Origin of the sequence: Bacillus pumilus (assembly GCF_024498355.1) — a bacterium.
In the GTDB taxonomy this organism is placed as follows: Bacteria; Bacillota; Bacilli; order Bacillales; family Bacillaceae; genus Bacillus; species Bacillus pumilus_P.
Genome location: NZ_CP101833.1, coordinates 2,617,532 through 2,635,224, shown reverse-complemented (window position 1 = coordinate 2,635,224; position 17,693 = coordinate 2,617,532). Strand labels below are relative to the sequence as shown.

General features: G+C 41.3%; 18 protein-coding genes. 10 read left to right on the top strand and 8 right to left on the bottom strand.

Features of this window, described 5'->3' with window-relative positions:
• Positions 1-17: 17 nt before the first annotated feature.
• Positions 18-1,514 (top strand): extracellular solute-binding protein, encoded by a 1,497-nt coding sequence (locus tag NPA43_RS13375; protein WP_099726809.1) that lies wholly within the window; start codon positions 18-20, stop codon positions 1,512-1,514.
• A 156-nt stretch (positions 1,515-1,670) separates the two neighbouring features.
• Here NPA43_RS13375 and NPA43_RS13370 read toward each other — a convergent pair whose 3' ends face one another.
• The gene (locus NPA43_RS13370) at positions 1,671-3,971 is read right to left on the bottom strand and encodes a helix-turn-helix domain-containing protein (protein WP_230031079.1); all 2,301 of its coding nucleotides are present in this window, start codon (positions 3,969-3,971) and stop codon (positions 1,671-1,673) included.
• A 231-nt stretch (positions 3,972-4,202) separates the two neighbouring features.
• On the opposite strand from NPA43_RS13370, the gene NPA43_RS13365 reads away from it, so the two are divergent.
• The 7 genes from NPA43_RS13365 (at position 4,203) to NPA43_RS13335 (ending at position 9,483) form a co-directional block, all read left to right on the top strand.
• Positions 4,203-5,168: an ABC transporter permease gene (locus NPA43_RS13365; protein WP_099726811.1), complete on the top strand. Its 966-nt coding sequence runs from the start codon at positions 4,203-4,205 to the stop codon at positions 5,166-5,168.
• Between the two features lie 17 nt (positions 5,169-5,185).
• Positions 5,186-6,298 carry a glycoside hydrolase family 88/105 protein gene (locus NPA43_RS13360; protein WP_256498936.1) on the top strand — a complete coding sequence of 371 codons (1,113 nt, stop codon included), beginning with the start codon at positions 5,186-5,188 and terminating at the stop codon, positions 6,296-6,298.
• Positions 6,295-6,819, top strand: a complete 525-nt coding sequence (locus tag NPA43_RS13355) for a lipoprotein YteS (RefSeq protein ID WP_249704941.1) — start codon at positions 6,295-6,297, stop codon at positions 6,817-6,819. Before NPA43_RS13360 ends, NPA43_RS13355 begins: the two co-directional genes overlap by 4 nt.
• Before the next feature lie 17 nt (positions 6,820-6,836).
• Entirely contained in the window at positions 6,837-8,126 is a 1,290-nt protein-coding gene (locus NPA43_RS13350) for a Gfo/Idh/MocA family protein (RefSeq protein ID WP_230031075.1), read from the top strand.
• Positions 8,127-8,150: 24 nt separating this feature from the next.
• A complete protein-coding gene (locus NPA43_RS13345; RefSeq protein WP_230031074.1) occupies positions 8,151-8,834 on the top strand; it encodes a YesL family protein in 684 nt (227 codons plus the stop codon).
• A 54-nt stretch (positions 8,835-8,888) separates the two neighbouring features.
• Complete coding sequence (locus NPA43_RS13340) at positions 8,889-9,200, top strand: rhodanese-like domain-containing protein (protein WP_017358336.1); 312 nt, start codon at positions 8,889-8,891, stop codon at positions 9,198-9,200.
• Between the two features lie 100 nt (positions 9,201-9,300).
• The gene (locus NPA43_RS13335) at positions 9,301-9,483 is read left to right on the top strand and encodes a sporulation protein Cse60 (protein ID WP_003217582.1); all 183 of its coding nucleotides are present in this window, start codon (positions 9,301-9,303) and stop codon (positions 9,481-9,483) included.
• Positions 9,484-9,529: 46 nt separating this feature from the next.
• Here NPA43_RS13335 and NPA43_RS13330 read toward each other — a convergent pair whose 3' ends face one another.
• From NPA43_RS13330 to NPA43_RS13310, 5 genes are all read right to left on the bottom strand, one after another.
• Positions 9,530-9,658: a CbrC family protein gene (locus NPA43_RS13330; protein ID WP_230031106.1), complete on the bottom strand. Its 129-nt coding sequence runs from the start codon at positions 9,656-9,658 to the stop codon at positions 9,530-9,532.
• A 157-nt stretch (positions 9,659-9,815) separates the two neighbouring features.
• Positions 9,816-9,947 (bottom strand): CbrC family protein, encoded by a 132-nt coding sequence (locus NPA43_RS13325; protein ID WP_230031073.1) that lies wholly within the window; start codon positions 9,945-9,947, stop codon positions 9,816-9,818.
• Between the two features lie 39 nt (positions 9,948-9,986).
• Complete coding sequence (gene opuD / locus NPA43_RS13320) at positions 9,987-11,519, bottom strand: glycine betaine transporter OpuD (RefSeq protein ID WP_099726816.1); 1,533 nt, start codon at positions 11,517-11,519, stop codon at positions 9,987-9,989.
• 140 nt (positions 11,520-11,659) lie between these two features.
• The gene (locus NPA43_RS13315) at positions 11,660-11,857 is read right to left on the bottom strand and encodes a hypothetical protein (RefSeq protein WP_034322495.1); all 198 of its coding nucleotides are present in this window, start codon (positions 11,855-11,857) and stop codon (positions 11,660-11,662) included.
• A complete protein-coding gene (locus NPA43_RS13310) occupies positions 11,854-13,125 on the bottom strand; it encodes a BaiN/RdsA family NAD(P)/FAD-dependent oxidoreductase (protein WP_256498935.1) in 1,272 nt (423 codons plus the stop codon). Before NPA43_RS13310 ends, NPA43_RS13315 begins: the two co-directional genes overlap by 4 nt.
• A 175-nt stretch (positions 13,126-13,300) precedes the next feature.
• Here NPA43_RS13310 and NPA43_RS13305 point away from each other — a divergent pair, with 175 nt between their 5' ends.
• Positions 13,301-14,923, top strand: a complete 1,623-nt coding sequence (locus NPA43_RS13305) for a putative polysaccharide biosynthesis protein (RefSeq protein WP_256498934.1) — start codon at positions 13,301-13,303, stop codon at positions 14,921-14,923.
• Between the two features lie 16 nt (positions 14,924-14,939).
• Complete coding sequence (locus NPA43_RS13300; protein WP_256498933.1) at positions 14,940-15,656, top strand: pseudouridine synthase; 717 nt, start codon at positions 14,940-14,942, stop codon at positions 15,654-15,656.
• Positions 15,657-15,710: 54 nt separating this feature from the next.
• Here NPA43_RS13300 and NPA43_RS13295 read toward each other — a convergent pair whose 3' ends face one another.
• Together NPA43_RS13295 and NPA43_RS13290 are read right to left on the bottom strand one after the other, a co-directional pair.
• Entirely contained in the window at positions 15,711-15,932 is a 222-nt protein-coding gene (locus NPA43_RS13295) for a DeoR family transcriptional regulator (protein WP_008356419.1), read from the bottom strand.
• Positions 15,933-16,301: 369 nt separating this feature from the next.
• A complete protein-coding gene (locus NPA43_RS13290; protein ID WP_099726820.1) occupies positions 16,302-17,600 on the bottom strand; it encodes an NCS2 family permease in 1,299 nt (432 codons plus the stop codon).
• Between the last annotated feature and the right edge of the window lie 93 nt (positions 17,601-17,693).

The following is a 17,693-nucleotide window of genomic DNA, read 5'->3' as shown; positions in this document are numbered from 1 at the left end:
AACAACGGAGGGATCTTATGGGGAGAAAGAAATTATGGTTGATAGCGTTTGTCCTGCTGTTTGCAGCAAGTGGCATTCTTTCAGCGTGCTCAAGTAAAGGCGCAAGCTCATCAGATGAGAAGGTTGATTTAGACAAAAAGGTGAAGCTGACTTGGATGGCCATTTTGTATCATCAGCAGCCGCCGAAGGATTCAGTATTAAAAGAGATTGAGAAGCTTACAAATACAGAGCTTGATATGACGTGGGTGCCTGATGCTGTGAAAGAAGACCGTTTAAATTCAGCACTTGCCGCAGGGAATCTCCCGCAAATTGTCACGATCCAAGACATTAAGAATTCGTCTGCTATTAATGCGTTCAGATCAGGCATGTTTTGGGAAATCGGTCCGTATTTAAAGGATTATCCAAATTTAAGTAAGATGAACGAACTGATTAATAAAAACGCCTCTATAGACGGTAAGCTTTATGGAATTTATAGAGAGAGACCACTTTCAAGACAAGGGATTGTCATTCGAAAGGATTGGCTTGAAAATTTAAATTTGGATACACCAAAAACATTGGATGATCTTTATGAAGTAGCCAAAGCATTTACTGAAAAAGATCCGAACCAAAATGGAAAAGCCGATACGATTGGCTTTACAGATCGAAATGATTTGATTTATGGGGCATTTAAAACACTTGGTTCATATGAAGGAATGCCAACAGACTGGAAAGAAGAAAACGGCAAATTCACGCCAGACTTTATGACAAATGAGTATATGAATACAATGAAATACATGAAAAAGCTGCGTGACAATGGCTATATAAACAAAGATTTCCCAGTCACAAGTAAAACACAGCAGCAAGAATTATTCTCACAAGGAAAAGCAGGCATCTATGTTGGAAATATGGTAGATGCAGTGAACCTGAGGGATGATGCGACAGATAAAAACATGGAAGTGGATATTCTCAATCGAATCAAAGGCCCAGACGGCAAAGAACGTGTGTGGGCATCAGGTGGTCATAATGGCATCTTCGCATTCCCTAAAACAAGCGTTAAATCTGAGACGGAGTTAAAGCGGATTTTGGCTTTCTTTGATCGCATTGCAGAAGAAGATGTGTATGGTTTAATGACTTACGGTATAGATGGTCAGCATTATAAGAAAGAAGAAGGAAATACATTTATCCGAGAAGAAAGCCAAGTGAAAAGCTGGCAGACAGATGTACAGCCGCTTGTCAGCCTTGTAGGGATGGATAAACGCTACTTAAAAAATAAAGGGGATGCGGTTCGTACAAAATACGAAGAGCTGGAAGAAGACAACAAAAACATCATCGTCGCTAACCCTGCTGAAAGCCTGTATTCAGAGACGGCATCAGAGCGAGGAAACGAATTGAAGAAAATCATCGATGATGCGACCTACAAGTTCATTCTTGGAGATATAAACGAAGAACAATTTAAGAAAGATGTAGAGAAGTGGAAATCAAATGGTGGAAATAAAATCATTGAGGAATATGAAGCTTCCTTTAAAAAATCATAAACAGAACACCCCCGCTTAGCAGAAAAAGCGGGGGTGTTTTCATTAAAAGTCGAAGTTGTCTGGATTAGGGCCAATCCGTTTGTTCTCATTTAAATCAGAAAGACGCTAGCATCTTATGGGGTCAGTCCCTCTTATGAGAGTGGGCCCTTTTTTGCATTATGTTCCTTTTTTCTGGTCACGGTATTTCCCAGGAGTTGTACCTTCTAGCTTTTTAAAGGAACGGATGAAATTTTGCGGGTTTTTATATTTTAGCTTTTCGGAAATTTCTTTGACGGACATATCGGTTTCCACAAGCCAGTTTTTGGCGACATGATGTCTGTACGACGAGAGATATTCACTAAAGGAGATATCCATTTCCTTTCTGAAAATACTGCTTAAATAATTTGGGTTGTAATGCAGGCGTGTGGCGATTTCATCCAATGTGAGATCTGAGTCAAATTCTTGATGAATGATATGAATGATTTTTTCTGAGATATTTTTGTATTGTGAGTCCTCACGTGCACCAAGCTGGTCAATAATCGGCCGAATGATCTCATGTTTCAGCCATGCCTCTGTATCTTCAAAGGTTTTAAACTCAAAGATCGTATCATAGAGCATTTTGTTATCTTCGACTTCAAATAATTCAATGCCCAACAAATGCATCAGCTCAATCAAGTTGTTTAAAAAACGGGCAAGGGCGATATGGTATTCGTGCGGTCCAGCATTTTTAGAGAAAATGGATTGCAGGAGCACATGTAAATAGTGATCCGCCTTGCCTTGATCGCCAGCCTTAACCGCATCAAATAAATCATGCTGCAGCTGCTTTGGGAAATGCGTTTTAAATGTCTTTCCTTGCTGGATATGCTCATATAAGATAATGGACTTTTTCTCTGCTTTGAGTCTATATTTTAAGGCTTCTTTCCCTTCAATATAAGCATGTTTGGCCATGGTGAGCTCTTTAAATGGACGGCTGATACCGATGCTGATCGACAAACCAAGCTCTTCCTCAATACGCTGCTGAATGATTTCAGCTAATTGATTTAAATATTCAGTAAATTCCTCCTCTGACTTTGATTGATTTAGGATAATCGTTGTTTGATGCTGATTGACAACGGTTGGCTGAAGGTGCTCATCTTGTGGAATAATCTGCTCGATCAGTCCATTGATAGCAAATAAGAGCAAGTCAGCATCCTTTTTTTCATACGGTGTTCCTTTCAGCGTATCGATTTGGGTTACAAGCATGGATAAATGAGACCAGTCACGAGGGAAGTCTAAACTTTGGAATCGGTTGTTAATCTCTTCTTCCGTCAGCTTTCCAAGGAGCAGCCGCACCATAAAGTATTGCTGTAAGTGTGTCACTTGCTGCTCAATGCGTTCCTCTAAATCATTGTTTTGATCTTTCATTTGTTTAATACTCGACTCAATCAACTCGAATTCATTTTGGAATGGCTGCTTATGCAAAAATGATTCATTGCGTGCAAATGACTCGTATAATAAGCGGATTGGTTGATAAAAATGTCTGGAACCAAACCATGAAAACATCAATGAAAGCGCTAACAAAATAAAGCAAATAATAAAGGTGATCCACCCAATCGATTTCGTTTGCTGCTTGAGTTCTGGAATGGAGACAAAGGATAGGTACGTCCATTCGTTATAATCTGATTTTTGAAACGTCATTTGATAGTTCAGTTCATCAATCTGCATGTCAAATTGTCCTGATCGATTTTCAAGGGACAGCACATGCTTGACGAAATCTTGATTTTTCAAGGATTCACCGATTTGTTCTTTGCGATTATGTAGCAGCACTTTTCCGTTTGTGTCAATGACAAACATACTATCAGATTGAGAGAAATCAGGCATGTTGTCAGCAATCACGCAGCTCGGAATGCTGGCGACGGCGACCCCCTTTTTTTGGACACTGTTCATGGGAAGCTGTTTGATTAAGTTCACATTGTACTTGCAAAAGGACGCTTTTCCTTCTTTTGTTGCAACAAGGGGATTATTCTCTTCAAGTGCCCAGCTGGAGTGACTCGGAATATTGAGGTAAGAGGCTAACGCTTTTTCTTGGTCTCCGCTTGTGACATGATAAAGCCCGGAATTGTTCATGTACCAATCCTCTATTTTACTGACGAGTGTAATATTGGAGAGATCGGTGTCAAAGGTTTGCAGGTAGTTCAGTTCCTGCTGTACTTGATTATAAAGCTGGAATTGGTCTGGGTTTAAAGGTTCTGTCAGTGTTTGAAGGAGAGGCGGCGAACTGACATAGTGAGTGAGAGAATGATCAACTGTCTTTAAAATATGCTCAATATTGGACTGCGTTTGTTTGACGCTGTCCAGCTTTTCATTTGAGATATTTTCAAGCGCTGTTTTTTGCGAATGCTGATAAGAAAAAATACCGACAATGATAACAGGAATCGTACTAAGCATGAAAAAAAACGTCACAAGCTTGTAATAAAATTTATACTGCCTTCTTTTCATAAAACCCCCCATTTCAAACGAAACAATCTTTTCCCCTTAATTTATTAATCCAAAAATCTGGTAGGTTTGTCAATAATCATTTTCTGAGATTAGGATCATTTTCTCATGTTTTATGTAACGTTTTGAGTAGCTACACCTAAGAAAATATGATCTGTTGATATGATTGTAGACGGATTTTTCATCCTTAAGATACAGTGAACACATGCATCAGCATGAGGGGAGGCTTTATCAATGAAAACAGAGGATGTCACTGCCAAGGGTGTGCCTGCGGCAGCTTTAAAAAAAGAAAAGAGAAAGCGCTTACTCAATCAATTGCTTAGTCAAAAGTTCTTGTATTTAATGATTTTGCCAGGGCTCATTTATTTTCTTGTCTTTAAATATGTGCCTATGTGGGGACTCATTATTGCCTTTCAAGATTATCAGCCGTTTCTTGGCATTCTTGGCAGTGAGTGGGTTGGGTTCAAGCACTTTATTCGATTGTTTACAGAACCAACATTTTTCATCTTATTAAAAAATACGCTCATTTTATTTGCCATGAATGTCGTGATTTTCTTTCCAATTCCAATCTTATTAGCACTCCTTTTAAACGAGGTTCGATTGGCATTGTTTAAGAAATTTGTTCAGACGATGATTTATATCCCTCACTTCATGTCATGGGTGATTGTCGTGTCCTTATCTTTTGTTTTGTTAACAGTAGATGGTGGGTTAATTAATGAATTGATTGCTTTCTTTGGTGGAGAAAAAATTAACTTCCTCCTTAGTCAGGATTGGTTTAGACCGATGTACATTTTACAGGTGATCTGGAGAGAAGCAGGGTGGTCGACGATCATTTACCTTGCAGCGATTACGGCCGTGGACCCGCAGCTATATGAAGCAGCGAAAATGGACGGAGCCGGCAGACTGAGACAGATGTGGCATATCACCCTGCCTGCCATTAAAAGTGTCATTGTTGTTCTGCTTATTTTAAAAATTGGTGATACGTTAGAGCTTGGCTTTGAGCACGTCTATCTATTACTCAACGCAACGAACCGGGAAGTAGCGGAGATTTTTGATACGTATGTCTATACAGCTGGACTCAAGCAAGGACAATTCAGTTATAGTACCGCTGTTGGTTTATTTAAAGCAGCCGTTGGACTCATTTTGGTCATGCTGGCGAACCGTTTAGCGAAGAAATTTGGGGAAGAAGGTATTTATTAAAAAGGGAGATGAGAAGAATGACATTATCTACTGAGAAGGTATCACCACTTGAGCATGCAGAGAAATTAGCACAAAGTATAATGAAAGCGCATACACCTATTGAGCTGCCGCCAGCTGGAAGATGGCACTATCATCAAGGGGTTTTCCTTTGCGGCGTGATGAAGCTGCACGCGGCAACGGGGAATGAGGCGTATTTCGATTATGTGAAAAATTATGCGGACTCACTCATTGATGAGTACGGAAATCTGTTATTTCGCAGGGATGAGCTTGATGCGATCCAGGCAGGACTCATTTTATTCCCCCTTTACGAAAGAACGGGAGAGAAGCGGTATATGCTTGCAGCGGAGAAGCTGCGCGGACTTTATCGTACGCTCAATCGCACGTCTGAGGGCGGATTTTGGCATAAGGACAATTATGCTTATCAAATGTGGCTGGATGGTCTCTACATGGGTGGTCCTTTCGCATTAAAGTATGCCCAGCTTAAAGGAGAAGAGACGCTTGTGGAGATGGTCATTCATCAAGAGCATCTCATGAGAAAGCATACAAAAGATGAAAGAACAGGTCTTTACTATCATGCGTGGGACGAACGAAAAGTGATGCCATGGGCAGACCCAAAGACTGGCTGTTCCCCGGAGTTTTGGGCAAGGTCGTTTGGCTGGTATGTCCTTGCATTAGCAGATATGATCGAGGATCTGCCAGAGGAGCATGAAGGGCGAAAGGTGTGGAAGGAAACACTGACAGACATGCTGGAAAGTGTGGCAAAGTATCAGGATGATGAGACAGGTCTCTGGCATCAAATCATTGATAAAGGAAATCATAGCGACAATTGGCTTGAAAGCTCCGGATCGTGTTTATTCATGTATGCTATGGCAAAATCCATGAATGAAGGGTATGTGAGCCTCCGTTATGTCGATCATGTGGTCAAAGCGTATCAAGGCTTGATTCAGTATAAGACGGCAGAGAAAGAAAACGGTGATTTTACAGTGAGCGATATTTGTATCGGAACATCTGCGGGATTTTATGATTATTACGTTGGTAGAGAGCGGAGTACAAATGATTTGCACGGGGCAGGCGCTTTTATTATGGCGTTAACTGAGCTAGAGAAGCTGCCTGTTTTTCAAAAGGCATGAGGAGGCGTCAAAGGGCTGCGGTCTGGCTTATCAGTTTCATCGCTGCCTTTTGTTTGTCAGCCTGCCAGGGGGAAACAAACGGTATCGATGTCCTTATTTTTTCTGACATGTCAAAGGGAATGAAAGATCAATTAATGGAGAAGGCTTTTCAGCCGGATCAAGAGACATACAACGTCCACATCTTCCCTGCGATTCCTGAGAAGCTTCTCGTTGAAATCACTGCAAAAGAGGGGGACGTGATGTTCGTCCCTGAAGAAATGTTTAGAACGTATGATGATCCTGAAAGCTTTCAGCTGCTTGAAGAGATGGGAGTAAATGATGAAGAGGCGGGACCATACACGATAGAGGACCCAAAGACAGGGAAAACGGTCGATTATGCAGTTCAAATCAATAAAGGAACGAAAAAGCTAAATGGCTATACATTTCGATTACACCGAGATATGGTCGCTTTCATTCCTGTGTATGCTGAGAAGTCCAAAGAGGCGCTGTCTCTCATGAAACAACTTCGTGAAAATCGATAGAAAAAGGGGTGGGGAATGTGAAACGGGTCGTGATTTGCGGGCTCAGTCATCGCGCGTTCAATATGTTTATCAAACCGCTCATAGAGGATTTCAATGAGCATTACAGAATCACAGGGCTCCTAGATATAGATGATCAGCGGTATATACTCTGTCAGGAGCGGTTTCCATCACTGAGAGGGGTCTCATTTTTTCATGAGGATGCATTTGATCAGATGGTGAAGGAAGTAAAGCCAGACATCGTCATTGTGGCAGGACGGGATGATACGCATGTCACGTATATCATGCAGGCGCTTGACCATGATCTTGATGTCATCACTGAAAAGCCAATGGTGACAACAGCAAAAGACGCGAAAAAAGTGATGGATAAAGAGGCAGAGAGCAAAGGGAAGGTGACGGTCACCTTTAATTATCGCTACAATCCATTTCATCGGAAGGTGAAAGAGCTCATTTTAGACGGGAAGATCGGAAGGGTCACCTCTGTTGAACTGAGCTGGCTCATTGATACGTATCATGGAGCCAGTTATTTCAAAAGGTGGAATCGCACACGTCAATTCTCTGGAGGCCTGTCTATTCATAAGTCGACCCATCATTTTGATTTGGTCAACTGGTGGATAGATCAAAAGCCGAAACAAGTATTTGCCTATGGGGCGCTGAATTATTATGGAAATGAAAGCCCTTGGAATCCCTTACAGGATGAGGAAAACAGATATTGCGGAACATGTCATGTGAAAGATACATGTCATTATGAAGCAAGGTGGAATCCGCGGGTACAGCGCTCAAAGGTGGAGGATGATCATATTGAATCAGGTCAGGAACAGTCACAGCAGTACTCAAATTACCGCCCAGATGCCTGTATTTTTGATAAGGAAATTGATATTGAGGATACGTATGTGGCGTCAGTGGCTTATGACCAAGGTGCTCTGCTCAGCTATTCGATTCAATTTTCAGCTCCATATGAAGGGTACCGGCTTGCGATAAATGGGACGAAGGGACGCATTGAAACAAATGAGTTTCATGTACCAGCAAGAATTCCTTTTCAATTCCCGGAACAAACGATTTCTTACTACCCGATGTTTGGCGGAAAAGAAACGATAGAAGTCGTGAAACAGCCAGGCGGACATGGCGGCGGAGATCCGCTGCTGCTAGCAGATTTATTTTTAGGAAAAGATCCGTTGATTCACTATGACATTTCGGCAGGGGCAGAGGCTGGTGCTTATTCGATTGCACTTGGAGAAGGCATGTGGCGCTCTGTCGCAGAAAAACGTCCAATCGGAATAGAAGAATTGTTTCAAAAAGAGACGGTATAACGAGAAAGAGAGGAGGGAAAAGAGATGGATCATGATGGATCAATGAGCAGGATGCTGCTGATGTGTGAGTGGGTGATGCGGCTTGCCTATACCAATTTGCTATGGCTTTTGTTCACATTACTGGGGCTTGGGGTCTTTGGCTTCATGCCTGCGACAACTGCGTTATTTTCCGTAATGAGAAAGTGGATACAAGGGCACGAGCAAGTCAAAGTCTTCCGCACCTTTTGGAAGGTATACCGCGAGGAGTTTGTACGCTCTAATCTGATTGGCGTGGTGCTGCTCATGATTGGAACGATTATTTATGTAGACCTTGCTTATATTTATCCAACGAGCTGGTTTTTACATGTGCTTCGCTTTGCCATTTATATCTTTGGTTTTCTGTTTATTGTCAGCTTGTTTTATATTTTTCCGCTGCTTGCTCATTATGATTGGAAAAAGCGTCTCTATCTGAAATTCTCCCTTCTGCTTGGTCTCTCCTATTTGCAATATACGCTCTCTATGCTTGTTTTCTCGGCTATCCTATTTGTCCTATTTGCTTATTTGCCGGGGATCGTGCCGTTTTTTAGTGTGAGCATTCTTGCGTATGGCAACATGTGGCTAGCCTATCAAGTATTTAAAAAGATAGAGTTTGAAAGTGAGCAGCAGGCAGTAGATGTGCAGAAACGATTGCCATCTTTCCTTCAATCGAAGCGGGTGAATACGCAGTGATGTGAATGATTTGCTATAATGGTGTCACCGTGAACAAAAGGAGAGGTGAGAGTCGTGTCCGTAAAAGAAATCTCAATAGAAGAATTAAAACAAAAACTAGAGCAAGAAGAAGCCATTCAGCTAGTTGACGTACGTGAGGATGAAGAGGTAGCAGAAGGCATGATCCCAGAAGCAGTCCATATTCGAATGGGAGATATCCCTGAAAAGCTGGATGCGTTCGATAAAACGCAGGAATATTATATTATTTGTCGTTCTGGTAAACGTAGTGAAAATGTCTGCTATTTCCTAGAAGACCAAGGCTACCAAGCGACCAATGTGGTTGGCGGGATGCTTGCATGGACAGGAGAAACAAAACCGAAGCTGTAAAAAGGAGTCCTTTCATCGATGAGATGGAAGGCTTTTTTGTTCATATGCCCGTCTCTATGTGCATAAAGATAGAGTAGCGAGAGAAGGGAGAGTGGCATATGTGCTAAAGGTAGCTGTATTTGATGAAGAACACGAAAAGGATTTACAGAGCGAAATCAATTTATTTTTAAAAGGAATGGATGACGACCAAATCATTGACATCAAGTACAATGTAGCAGTGATCTGTGAGCAAGGAGGAGAACAGCTCTATTGTTTTTCTGCGCTCATTTTATATAAAAAATAGACGGCATCAAAAAAGGACCTGTGTGAAGGGTCCTTTTTCTCTTTGATTAACTTGCGTCAATATATAAACGATGCTTGTTGCAGTGAACACATTGAAAGAGATAGCCTTGTAAGTCTCCTCCGTTGACGAGCCATTGCTTAAGGTTCTCTTTCGTTAATCCTCCACCACTACAAATGTCTTCGATATCCTCTGAGAGCCCTTCCTCTAAATGTTCAATCTCTTTCCACTCGACTTATTGGACAATCGCGCAAAAATCTCCGCAATGGCTTAATCAATATTCCTGCTGCCATCCGCAATAACCTGGCGTTCTGAAGATGAGTTCTTCTACATCTTCAACGGAATAAAATGGACCATGATACACATAAATCTCTTTCTTTCTCACAAACAGGACATGTCGTATGCTCTTTTTTGATCACGTTTAATGAAATTGGGTCTGGGTTGTACTTGAACGTAGGTAACGTCATAAAAAAAGCCGTTCGGATAACGGCTTTTTCTTCTTGCGATTATGCTTTTTTTACTCTTGGACTTCTTGGTTTATTGACTTTGTTTGCTTGTTTGATTGCCTTTCGTTCATCATTTAATGATCTATACAGCGATACGATCATCAAAATGATGACAACTGAGAACGGCAAAGCTGCTAGTTTTGCTGTATTTTGCAAGGCTTCAAGCCCGCCTGAAAATAAAAGCACTGCAGCAACAGCTGATTGGATGATGCCCCAGGTGATCTTCACACTATTAGCTGGATTTAATGATCCATAGGTTGTCTGCATCCCTAGTACGAATGTAGCTGAATCTGCTGATGTGATAAAGAATACAGCAATTAAGATAAGTGCCAAAATGGACGTAATCATGGAGAGTGGGTATTCATTTAATACTCCAAACAGCATGGTTTCAGTGGACATGTTAGCAACATCGACGATATTGTTTTGTTGTAAGTCCATAGCTGATACCCCGAAGATAGAGAACCATAGGAAAACGAGTATTGAAGGAGCCACTAAGACACCTATTAAAAATTCTCGAATGGTTCTTCCGCGTGAAACCCTTGCAATAAAAATTCCGACAAATGGAGACCAAGAGATCCACCATGCCCAATAGAAGATTGTCCATCCATTAATCCATTCTCTTTTTTCAAAATCATTTGGTGATAATCTAAAGCTCATTTGAACAATATTTGATAAGTATTGTCCGATTGAATCTGTAAATGAATTTAAAATATAAACAGTTGGCCCAACAATGAGTAAAAAGATCATGAGTAAAGCAGCAAGAATCATATTTGTGTTACTTAAATATTTAATACCTTTACCAATTCCGCTCCAAGAAGAGATAAGGAACAGAACCGTAACGATTGCAATAATGATGAGCTGAGTCATGAAGTTATTTGGTAGGCCGAATAAATAACTTAATCCTCCATTAATTTGTGCGGCACCTAGTCCTAAACTAGTCGCTACACCAACCACTGTTGCAAATACCGCGATACAATCAATGGTTTTTCCAATCCATCCGTGAATTCTGTTTCCGAATACTGGATATAGGGTTGAACTAATTAATCCAGGCGCATCTTTTCTAAATTTGAAGTATGCAATGCAAAGTGCGACAATCGCATAAATGGTCCATGCATGAAGTCCCCAGTGGAAAAAAGTATAACGAAGGGAATCGCGGAATGCCTGTGCGGTTTCAGTCTCACCTGTTGGTGACTGAATGGCATAGTGGCTGATCGGTTCAGCTGCTCCGTAAAAAACAAGACCAATTCCCATACCAGCACTAAATAGCATAGCAAACCAAGAAAATAGACCAAATTCAGGCTCTTCGCCCGGCTTTCCTAGCGTAATTTTGCCGATTGGGCTAAAGATAAAGAATAGACAAAAGCCGACTAGCAGTGATACCACTAATAAGTAATACCAGCCAAAGTCATTTGTAATGTATGTTTGAATTTGATCCGTCACATTTTGCAATGTTTCTGGAGAAAAAGCCCCCCATAGAACGGCAACAAATGTGATCGCAATCACAATCCAAAATACACTTGATACGTTTTTCACACCATCTCACTCTCCTGTTGTTCTACACGTTTAAGCAGAGGATTTTGTTTAATATCCCCTATCTCAACTATTTTCAAACAAAAAGAGGCGAGTTTCTCACTCGTCCTCCATTTTACCGTAACATGTTTCCCTTCCATTTATCAACCATCGATATGTGAAGATGATTTTTCCTCAATTCGTTTGCGAAGACGGTAGACATATTCTTTTAAACAAACTGCGAAAATGGTAAACGCCAAAACAATGGCGACTTTTAACGGGGTAATCGACAGCTTCATGAAAACAGCGGCTGTCAAACTAATAACGACCGCAAGTACAATTGGAAGTGCGCGTCTGATCATTGATCTCTCTCCTTTACTTCTAGTGCAGCATTCATGCCAGCAAGCCTGCCTGTCACAAGTGCTGACGTGATATTGTAGCCGCCTGTGTAACCATGGATGTCTAAAATTTCTCCGCAGAAATAAAGACCGGCCATTTTTTTAGATGCCATTTTTTTCGGTTCAATCTCTTTGACAGAAACGCCGCCTCCTGTGACAAACGCTTTGTCCAAGGATAATGTACCATTTGCATGAACGATGAAATGTTTGCAATCATGGGCAAACGCACGCAGTTTATCCTTGGCAAGGCCAGAAAATGTGTCCTGCGGATCAATACCGTTCCGTTCTAAAAGGAACAATAAATAGCGTTCTTGCATCCAAGACTTCAATACATTTTTAATCGCTTTTTTTGGTTCGTCCTTTAGGGCATGATGAAGCTTTTGAAACAATTCCTCATCATGAAGCTTCGGATATAGGTCAATTTGCAGGCGGACTGTCGGCTGCTTTTTCAGTTCCTTCACAACAAACCCGCTGCATCTAAGAACAGCTGGGCCTGATAAACCAAAGTGAGTGAAGATCATATCCATGACATGTGTGACGACGGGTTTCCCTTTTTTATTTAAAACACTGACAGCCACACTTCTTAAAGAAAGACCTTGAAGCACTTTTTCTTTAATAAATCGTTCATCTGATGTGACTGGTACCTCTGTTGGGTAAAGCTCTGTAATGGTATGTCCGGCTGCTTCTGCCCATGCATAGCCGTCACCAGTAGAGCCGGTATGCGGCACACTTTTTCCGCCGACAGCAATGACGACAGCCTTACTTGAAATTTTTTCATCATTATTTGTAACAATTCCAGCTGCTTGTCCGTCTTGATACAGAACCGTTTTAATCTTTTCGTTCGTTCGAATGGTGACATTGAGGGCGCGGAGCCTGTCTAGAAGGGCATCCACAACAGATTGCGCTTTGTTTGAGACAGGGAACATGCGTCCATGGTCTTCTTCTTTTAGTTCAATGCCTAGGTTTTCAAAAAATCTAATAATATCCTCGTTATTGAACTCAGAAAATGCACTATATAGAAAACGGCCGTTTCCGGGAATATGCTTGATGATTTCTTCTACTGGAAGGCGATTGGTGACGTTGCAGCGTCCACCGCCAGAAATGGCCAGCTTTCTGCCAAGTTTGTTTCCTTTGTCAATTAACAGAACAGATGCACCGTGCTCTGCTGATGCAATCGCGGCCATCAGTCCAGAAGGTCCACCGCCAATGACAATGACATCGTAATGTTTCATGTTACATTCCTCTTTCTACTTTCAGTCATTTCTCTATTATAACGAAGATCGGGGAAGGCTGAAATATGAATTGATTGGTTTTGTGACTTCTGTATTGGAATTGTTACCTGTGCGATGAAATGATGTGGTAAAATAGTTAAGTTGAATATTCATTAGAAAAATGGTGGTTAAGCGCATGTCTAATAAACTGCTTCGTGGTACGTTGGTTTTAACGATTGGGACGTATCTCTCTCGTATTCTTGGTATGATTTACTTAATTCCATTTAGCGCAATGGTTGGAGCTACTGGTGGTGCGCTATTCCAATATGGATACAATCAGTATACGATCTTTTTAAGTATTGCTACGCTTGGTTTTCCAACAGCGGTATCAAAATTTGTCTCCAAATATAATGCAATCGGCGATTATGAAACAACTAGAAAAATGTTCAGGGCGGGTATGTCGGTCATGCTTGTCACCGGTATTATCGCCTTTTCTCTTTTATATTTGACCGCACCGATTTTTGCCAAGATTCAGCTTGGCGGATCGAATGAAACAGGCGGTTTGACCGTCGATCAAGTGGTATATGTGATTCGGATGGTGAGTTTAGGTCTTTTGGTTGTACCAATCATGAGTCTTGTGCGAGGGTTCTTCCAAGGACACTCTATGATGGGACCGACAGCTGTTTCCCAAGTCATCGAACAACTTGTCAGAATCATCTTCCTATTAACAGCGACGTTTATTATTTTAAAGGTGCTTGATGGTGGGCTTGTTATTGCTGTCGGATATGCAACATTTGCCGCGCTTATCGGCGCATTTGGCGGATTATTTACGCTTTATTTATATTGGCTGAAGCGGAAAGACCGTCTCCTATCTATGCAGCCGAATACAGGTGCTTACTCTGGTTTGACTTATAAGCAAATGTTTACAGAGCTGTTTAGTTATGCAGCACCTTATGTGTTTGTTGGACTTGCGATTCCAATTTATTCTTATATCGATACAAATACAATTAACAGAGCCATGATTGCATCAGGACATCAGGATATTAGTACAGCGGTACTGTCCATTGTGACGTTATATTTACCGAAGCTAGTCATGATCCCTGTGTCACTTGCAACAGCGTTTGGCTTAACATTGATTCCGACGATTACAGAATCATTTACAGCACGTAATTACAAGCTACTCAATCGGCAAATTGATCAAACGATGCAGGTCATTCTATTCTTCGTACTGCCTGCTTCATTTGGAATCTCTGCTTTGGCAGGACCGGTTTATTTGTTTTTCTATCCGTCTGTTCATCCTGAGATTGGGATATCTATTTTGTTCTGGTATGCGCCTGTTGCGTTATTGTTTTCTTTATTCACCATTAACGCAGCGATTTTGCAGGGGATTAACAAACAAAAATTTGCCATTGTCAGTCTTTTGTTAGGGATCATCATTAAAACGGTTCTGAATATCCCGCTCATCAGCTGGCTGCAAGGAAATGGTTCTGTGCTTGCAACTGCACTGGGCTACAGTGCGTCGATCTTGTATATGTTCATCATGATTAAGCGCCATGCAGGCTATTCATTCCGCAGGATTTTCAAACGTTTTATACTCATAAGCATTTTAACAGCAATCATGGCTGTTGTGGCTTATGTGACATGTCAGCTTGTGAGTCAATTGATCTCCTATGAAGGCGGAATTGTACAAGCTGGTATCGTTATTTTGATTTCAATGATGACTGGCGGCGGTGTGTATATGTTCTTATCTTACAAGGTTGGATTACTAGAGCGTGTACTTGGCAGCCGGATGCCGTCATTTTTAAGAAAAAAGAGTTAAGAAGAGGTGGATATTCATGAGGCTTGATAAATTGCTTGCCAATAGCGGCTTTGGTTCAAGAAAAGATGTGAAGAAGCTGGTCAAAGCCCGGGCTGTCACAGTGAATGGGGAAGTGGCGAAGCAGGTGAAAGATCATGTCGATCCATCAAATGATGAAGTGCTCGTACACGGAGAGCGTGTTGAGTATAAAGAATTCATTTATTTAATGATGAACAAGCCAGATGGCGTCATTTCGGCAACGGAGGATCTGCGAGATGAAACGGTTGTCGATTTACTCGAGCCGGAGGATATCGCAAGGGAGCCATTCCCTGTGGGGAGACTTGATAAGGATACAGTCGGTCTTCTCCTCCTCACAAATGATGGGCAGCTCGCTCATCAATTACTTTCTCCGAAAAAGCATGTCCCGAAAACGTATGAAGTTCATCTGAAATACCCTTTAGGAGATCAAGACATTGAGCGTCTCGAGCAGGGGGTTGTCATTTTAGACGATTATCACACGAAGCCGGCAAAGGTTGAGGTAGATGCGAATGAAGACGAAGATACACGCATCTGTTTAACGATTACCGAAGGGAAATACCATCAAGTGAAACTGATGGCACAAGCGGTGGGCAATGAAGTGATCTTTTTAAAACGGTTGTCGATGGGACCTGTCTCATTAGATGAAGATCTAGCCCCCGGGGAGTACCGAGAATTGAAGGAAGAAGAATTAGACAGCTTAATCAATCGAGAATAGAAAAAGAACCGGCATATCGCCGGTTCTTTTGTTATATGGACAGTCATTAGACGCTTAAGATGATATTTTTACTTTTTTTCTCGTTGTTTCCCATTTGCCCCTGCTTGGACTATGAACAAGATCGTTATAGGCAAGCACGTTTAAGTCTCTTTGAATGGTTCTAGGTGTGATCCCGAATTCATCAACCAGCTCTTGTGTCGTCACAAGACCTTTCTCTTGAATGAACATATAGACTGATTTAATTCGAGTCATCATACGGTTTGTTGAAGGTTTCAAAAAACCACTCCCTATCAATAAGATCGGATGGACTTGACTAACCACAACTTACTACACTAAAACTGCGAAATAAGGACATGCAACAATGGTAAATGTTCGTGTTTCTTATTGTTTTATTCTATTATACACGTTATTATGCATCTAGTTCCACCAAAAAGTCAACTTTACGTGATTTTTAATTTGTCTTCATGAAATAAAATATGTTACATAACATGAATTGAATACGGTTATAACCCAATAAACATAAGGAATAAGACGAAGAATGTCTCTTTAGAAAAACAAAAATAAACACAGAAAATTTACAAAATAAAAAATTGATATTTACAAAAAGACACATTCCTCATTTGAAATGTGCCTTTTTTGTTTCTGTTATCCTTCTAAGAAAAAGAGCTGAATGAAAAATAAGACGGCAAAAATGAGCACAAGAATATGGACTTCTTTCCATTTCCCTTTCGCTAATTTCACAAGTGGATATGAAATAAATCCGAGTGAAATCCCTGTAGAGATACTAGATGTCAGCGGCATGGAGAGAATAACAAGAAAAGCAGGAAATGCTTCGTCAAGCTCGTTCCAGCGAATGCGTGACACTGAGTTCATCATCAAACAGCCGACAATGATTAAAACAGGTGATGTGATGGAAGGTAAGGAAGAAATGGCTTGAACTAATGGGCCAAAAAACAAGGCCACAATAAACAGTGCAGCGACCGTTAAAGAAGTCAGTCCAGTTCTTCCTCCAGCAGCAACCCCTGAGGATGATTCAATATAAGCGGTGGTTGGGCTTGTTCCAAACATAGAGCCAACCGTCGTCGCAGCAGAGTCAGCGAGCAAGGCTCTGCGCACCTTTGGCAGCTGGCCATTTTTCATTAATCCTGCTTGTTCCGCTACCCCGATCATTGTTCCAGTTGTATCAAAAATCGTGACAAGTAAGAATGAGAAGACAACGGCATATAAATGATGAGAGAACACATCACCAAAGGCAGCGAATGGATTTGTAATCAGCATCCCTTCAGGCAGAGCTGGGACGTCCATCAGCATTTTAGGGAAATGAAGCTGGCCTGTCGCGAGCGCAATCAATGTGGTCGCTAACATGCCGATAAACAGGGCTCCATTTACTTGAAGAACCATTAAAATAACTGAAATCATTAAACCAACGAGCGTTAAAATGACAACTGGTGAGTTTAAGTTGCCAAGCTTCACAAGATTCTCCGGGTCAGCTGCAATGATGCCAGACTGCCGGAGACCGATGAACGCAATGAAAAGCCCGATTCCTGCTGTGATCCCGTACTTTAAATTATCTGGAATCGCTTGAATCAGTTGTTTTCTAAGGGATGTTAACGATAAAATAATAAAGAGTATACCAGCAACAAATACCGCACTGAACGCCGTTTGATAGCTGATGCCGCCACCGCCGACAACTGTAAAGGTGAAATAGACATTCAGTCCCATGCCTGGTGCAATGGCAATCGGATAGTTTGCAAATAGTGCCATCCAGAGCGTACCGACGACAGCAGCGATGATAGTTGCAGTAAAGACTTGGTCAAAAGGAATGCCTGCTTTTGAAAGAATTCCTGGGTTGACGGCTACAATATATACCATAGTAAAGAATGTCGTCATACCAGCGAGTAATTCTTTCTTTATGTTGGTTTGGTTTTCTTTTAATTGAAACATAAAATCCTCCATTTACGAACATTATTACAAAACAATTAATATAATATTCGTTTTAAGGATGGATTGCAACCTTTTTTCAAGGAGGAATGGAAT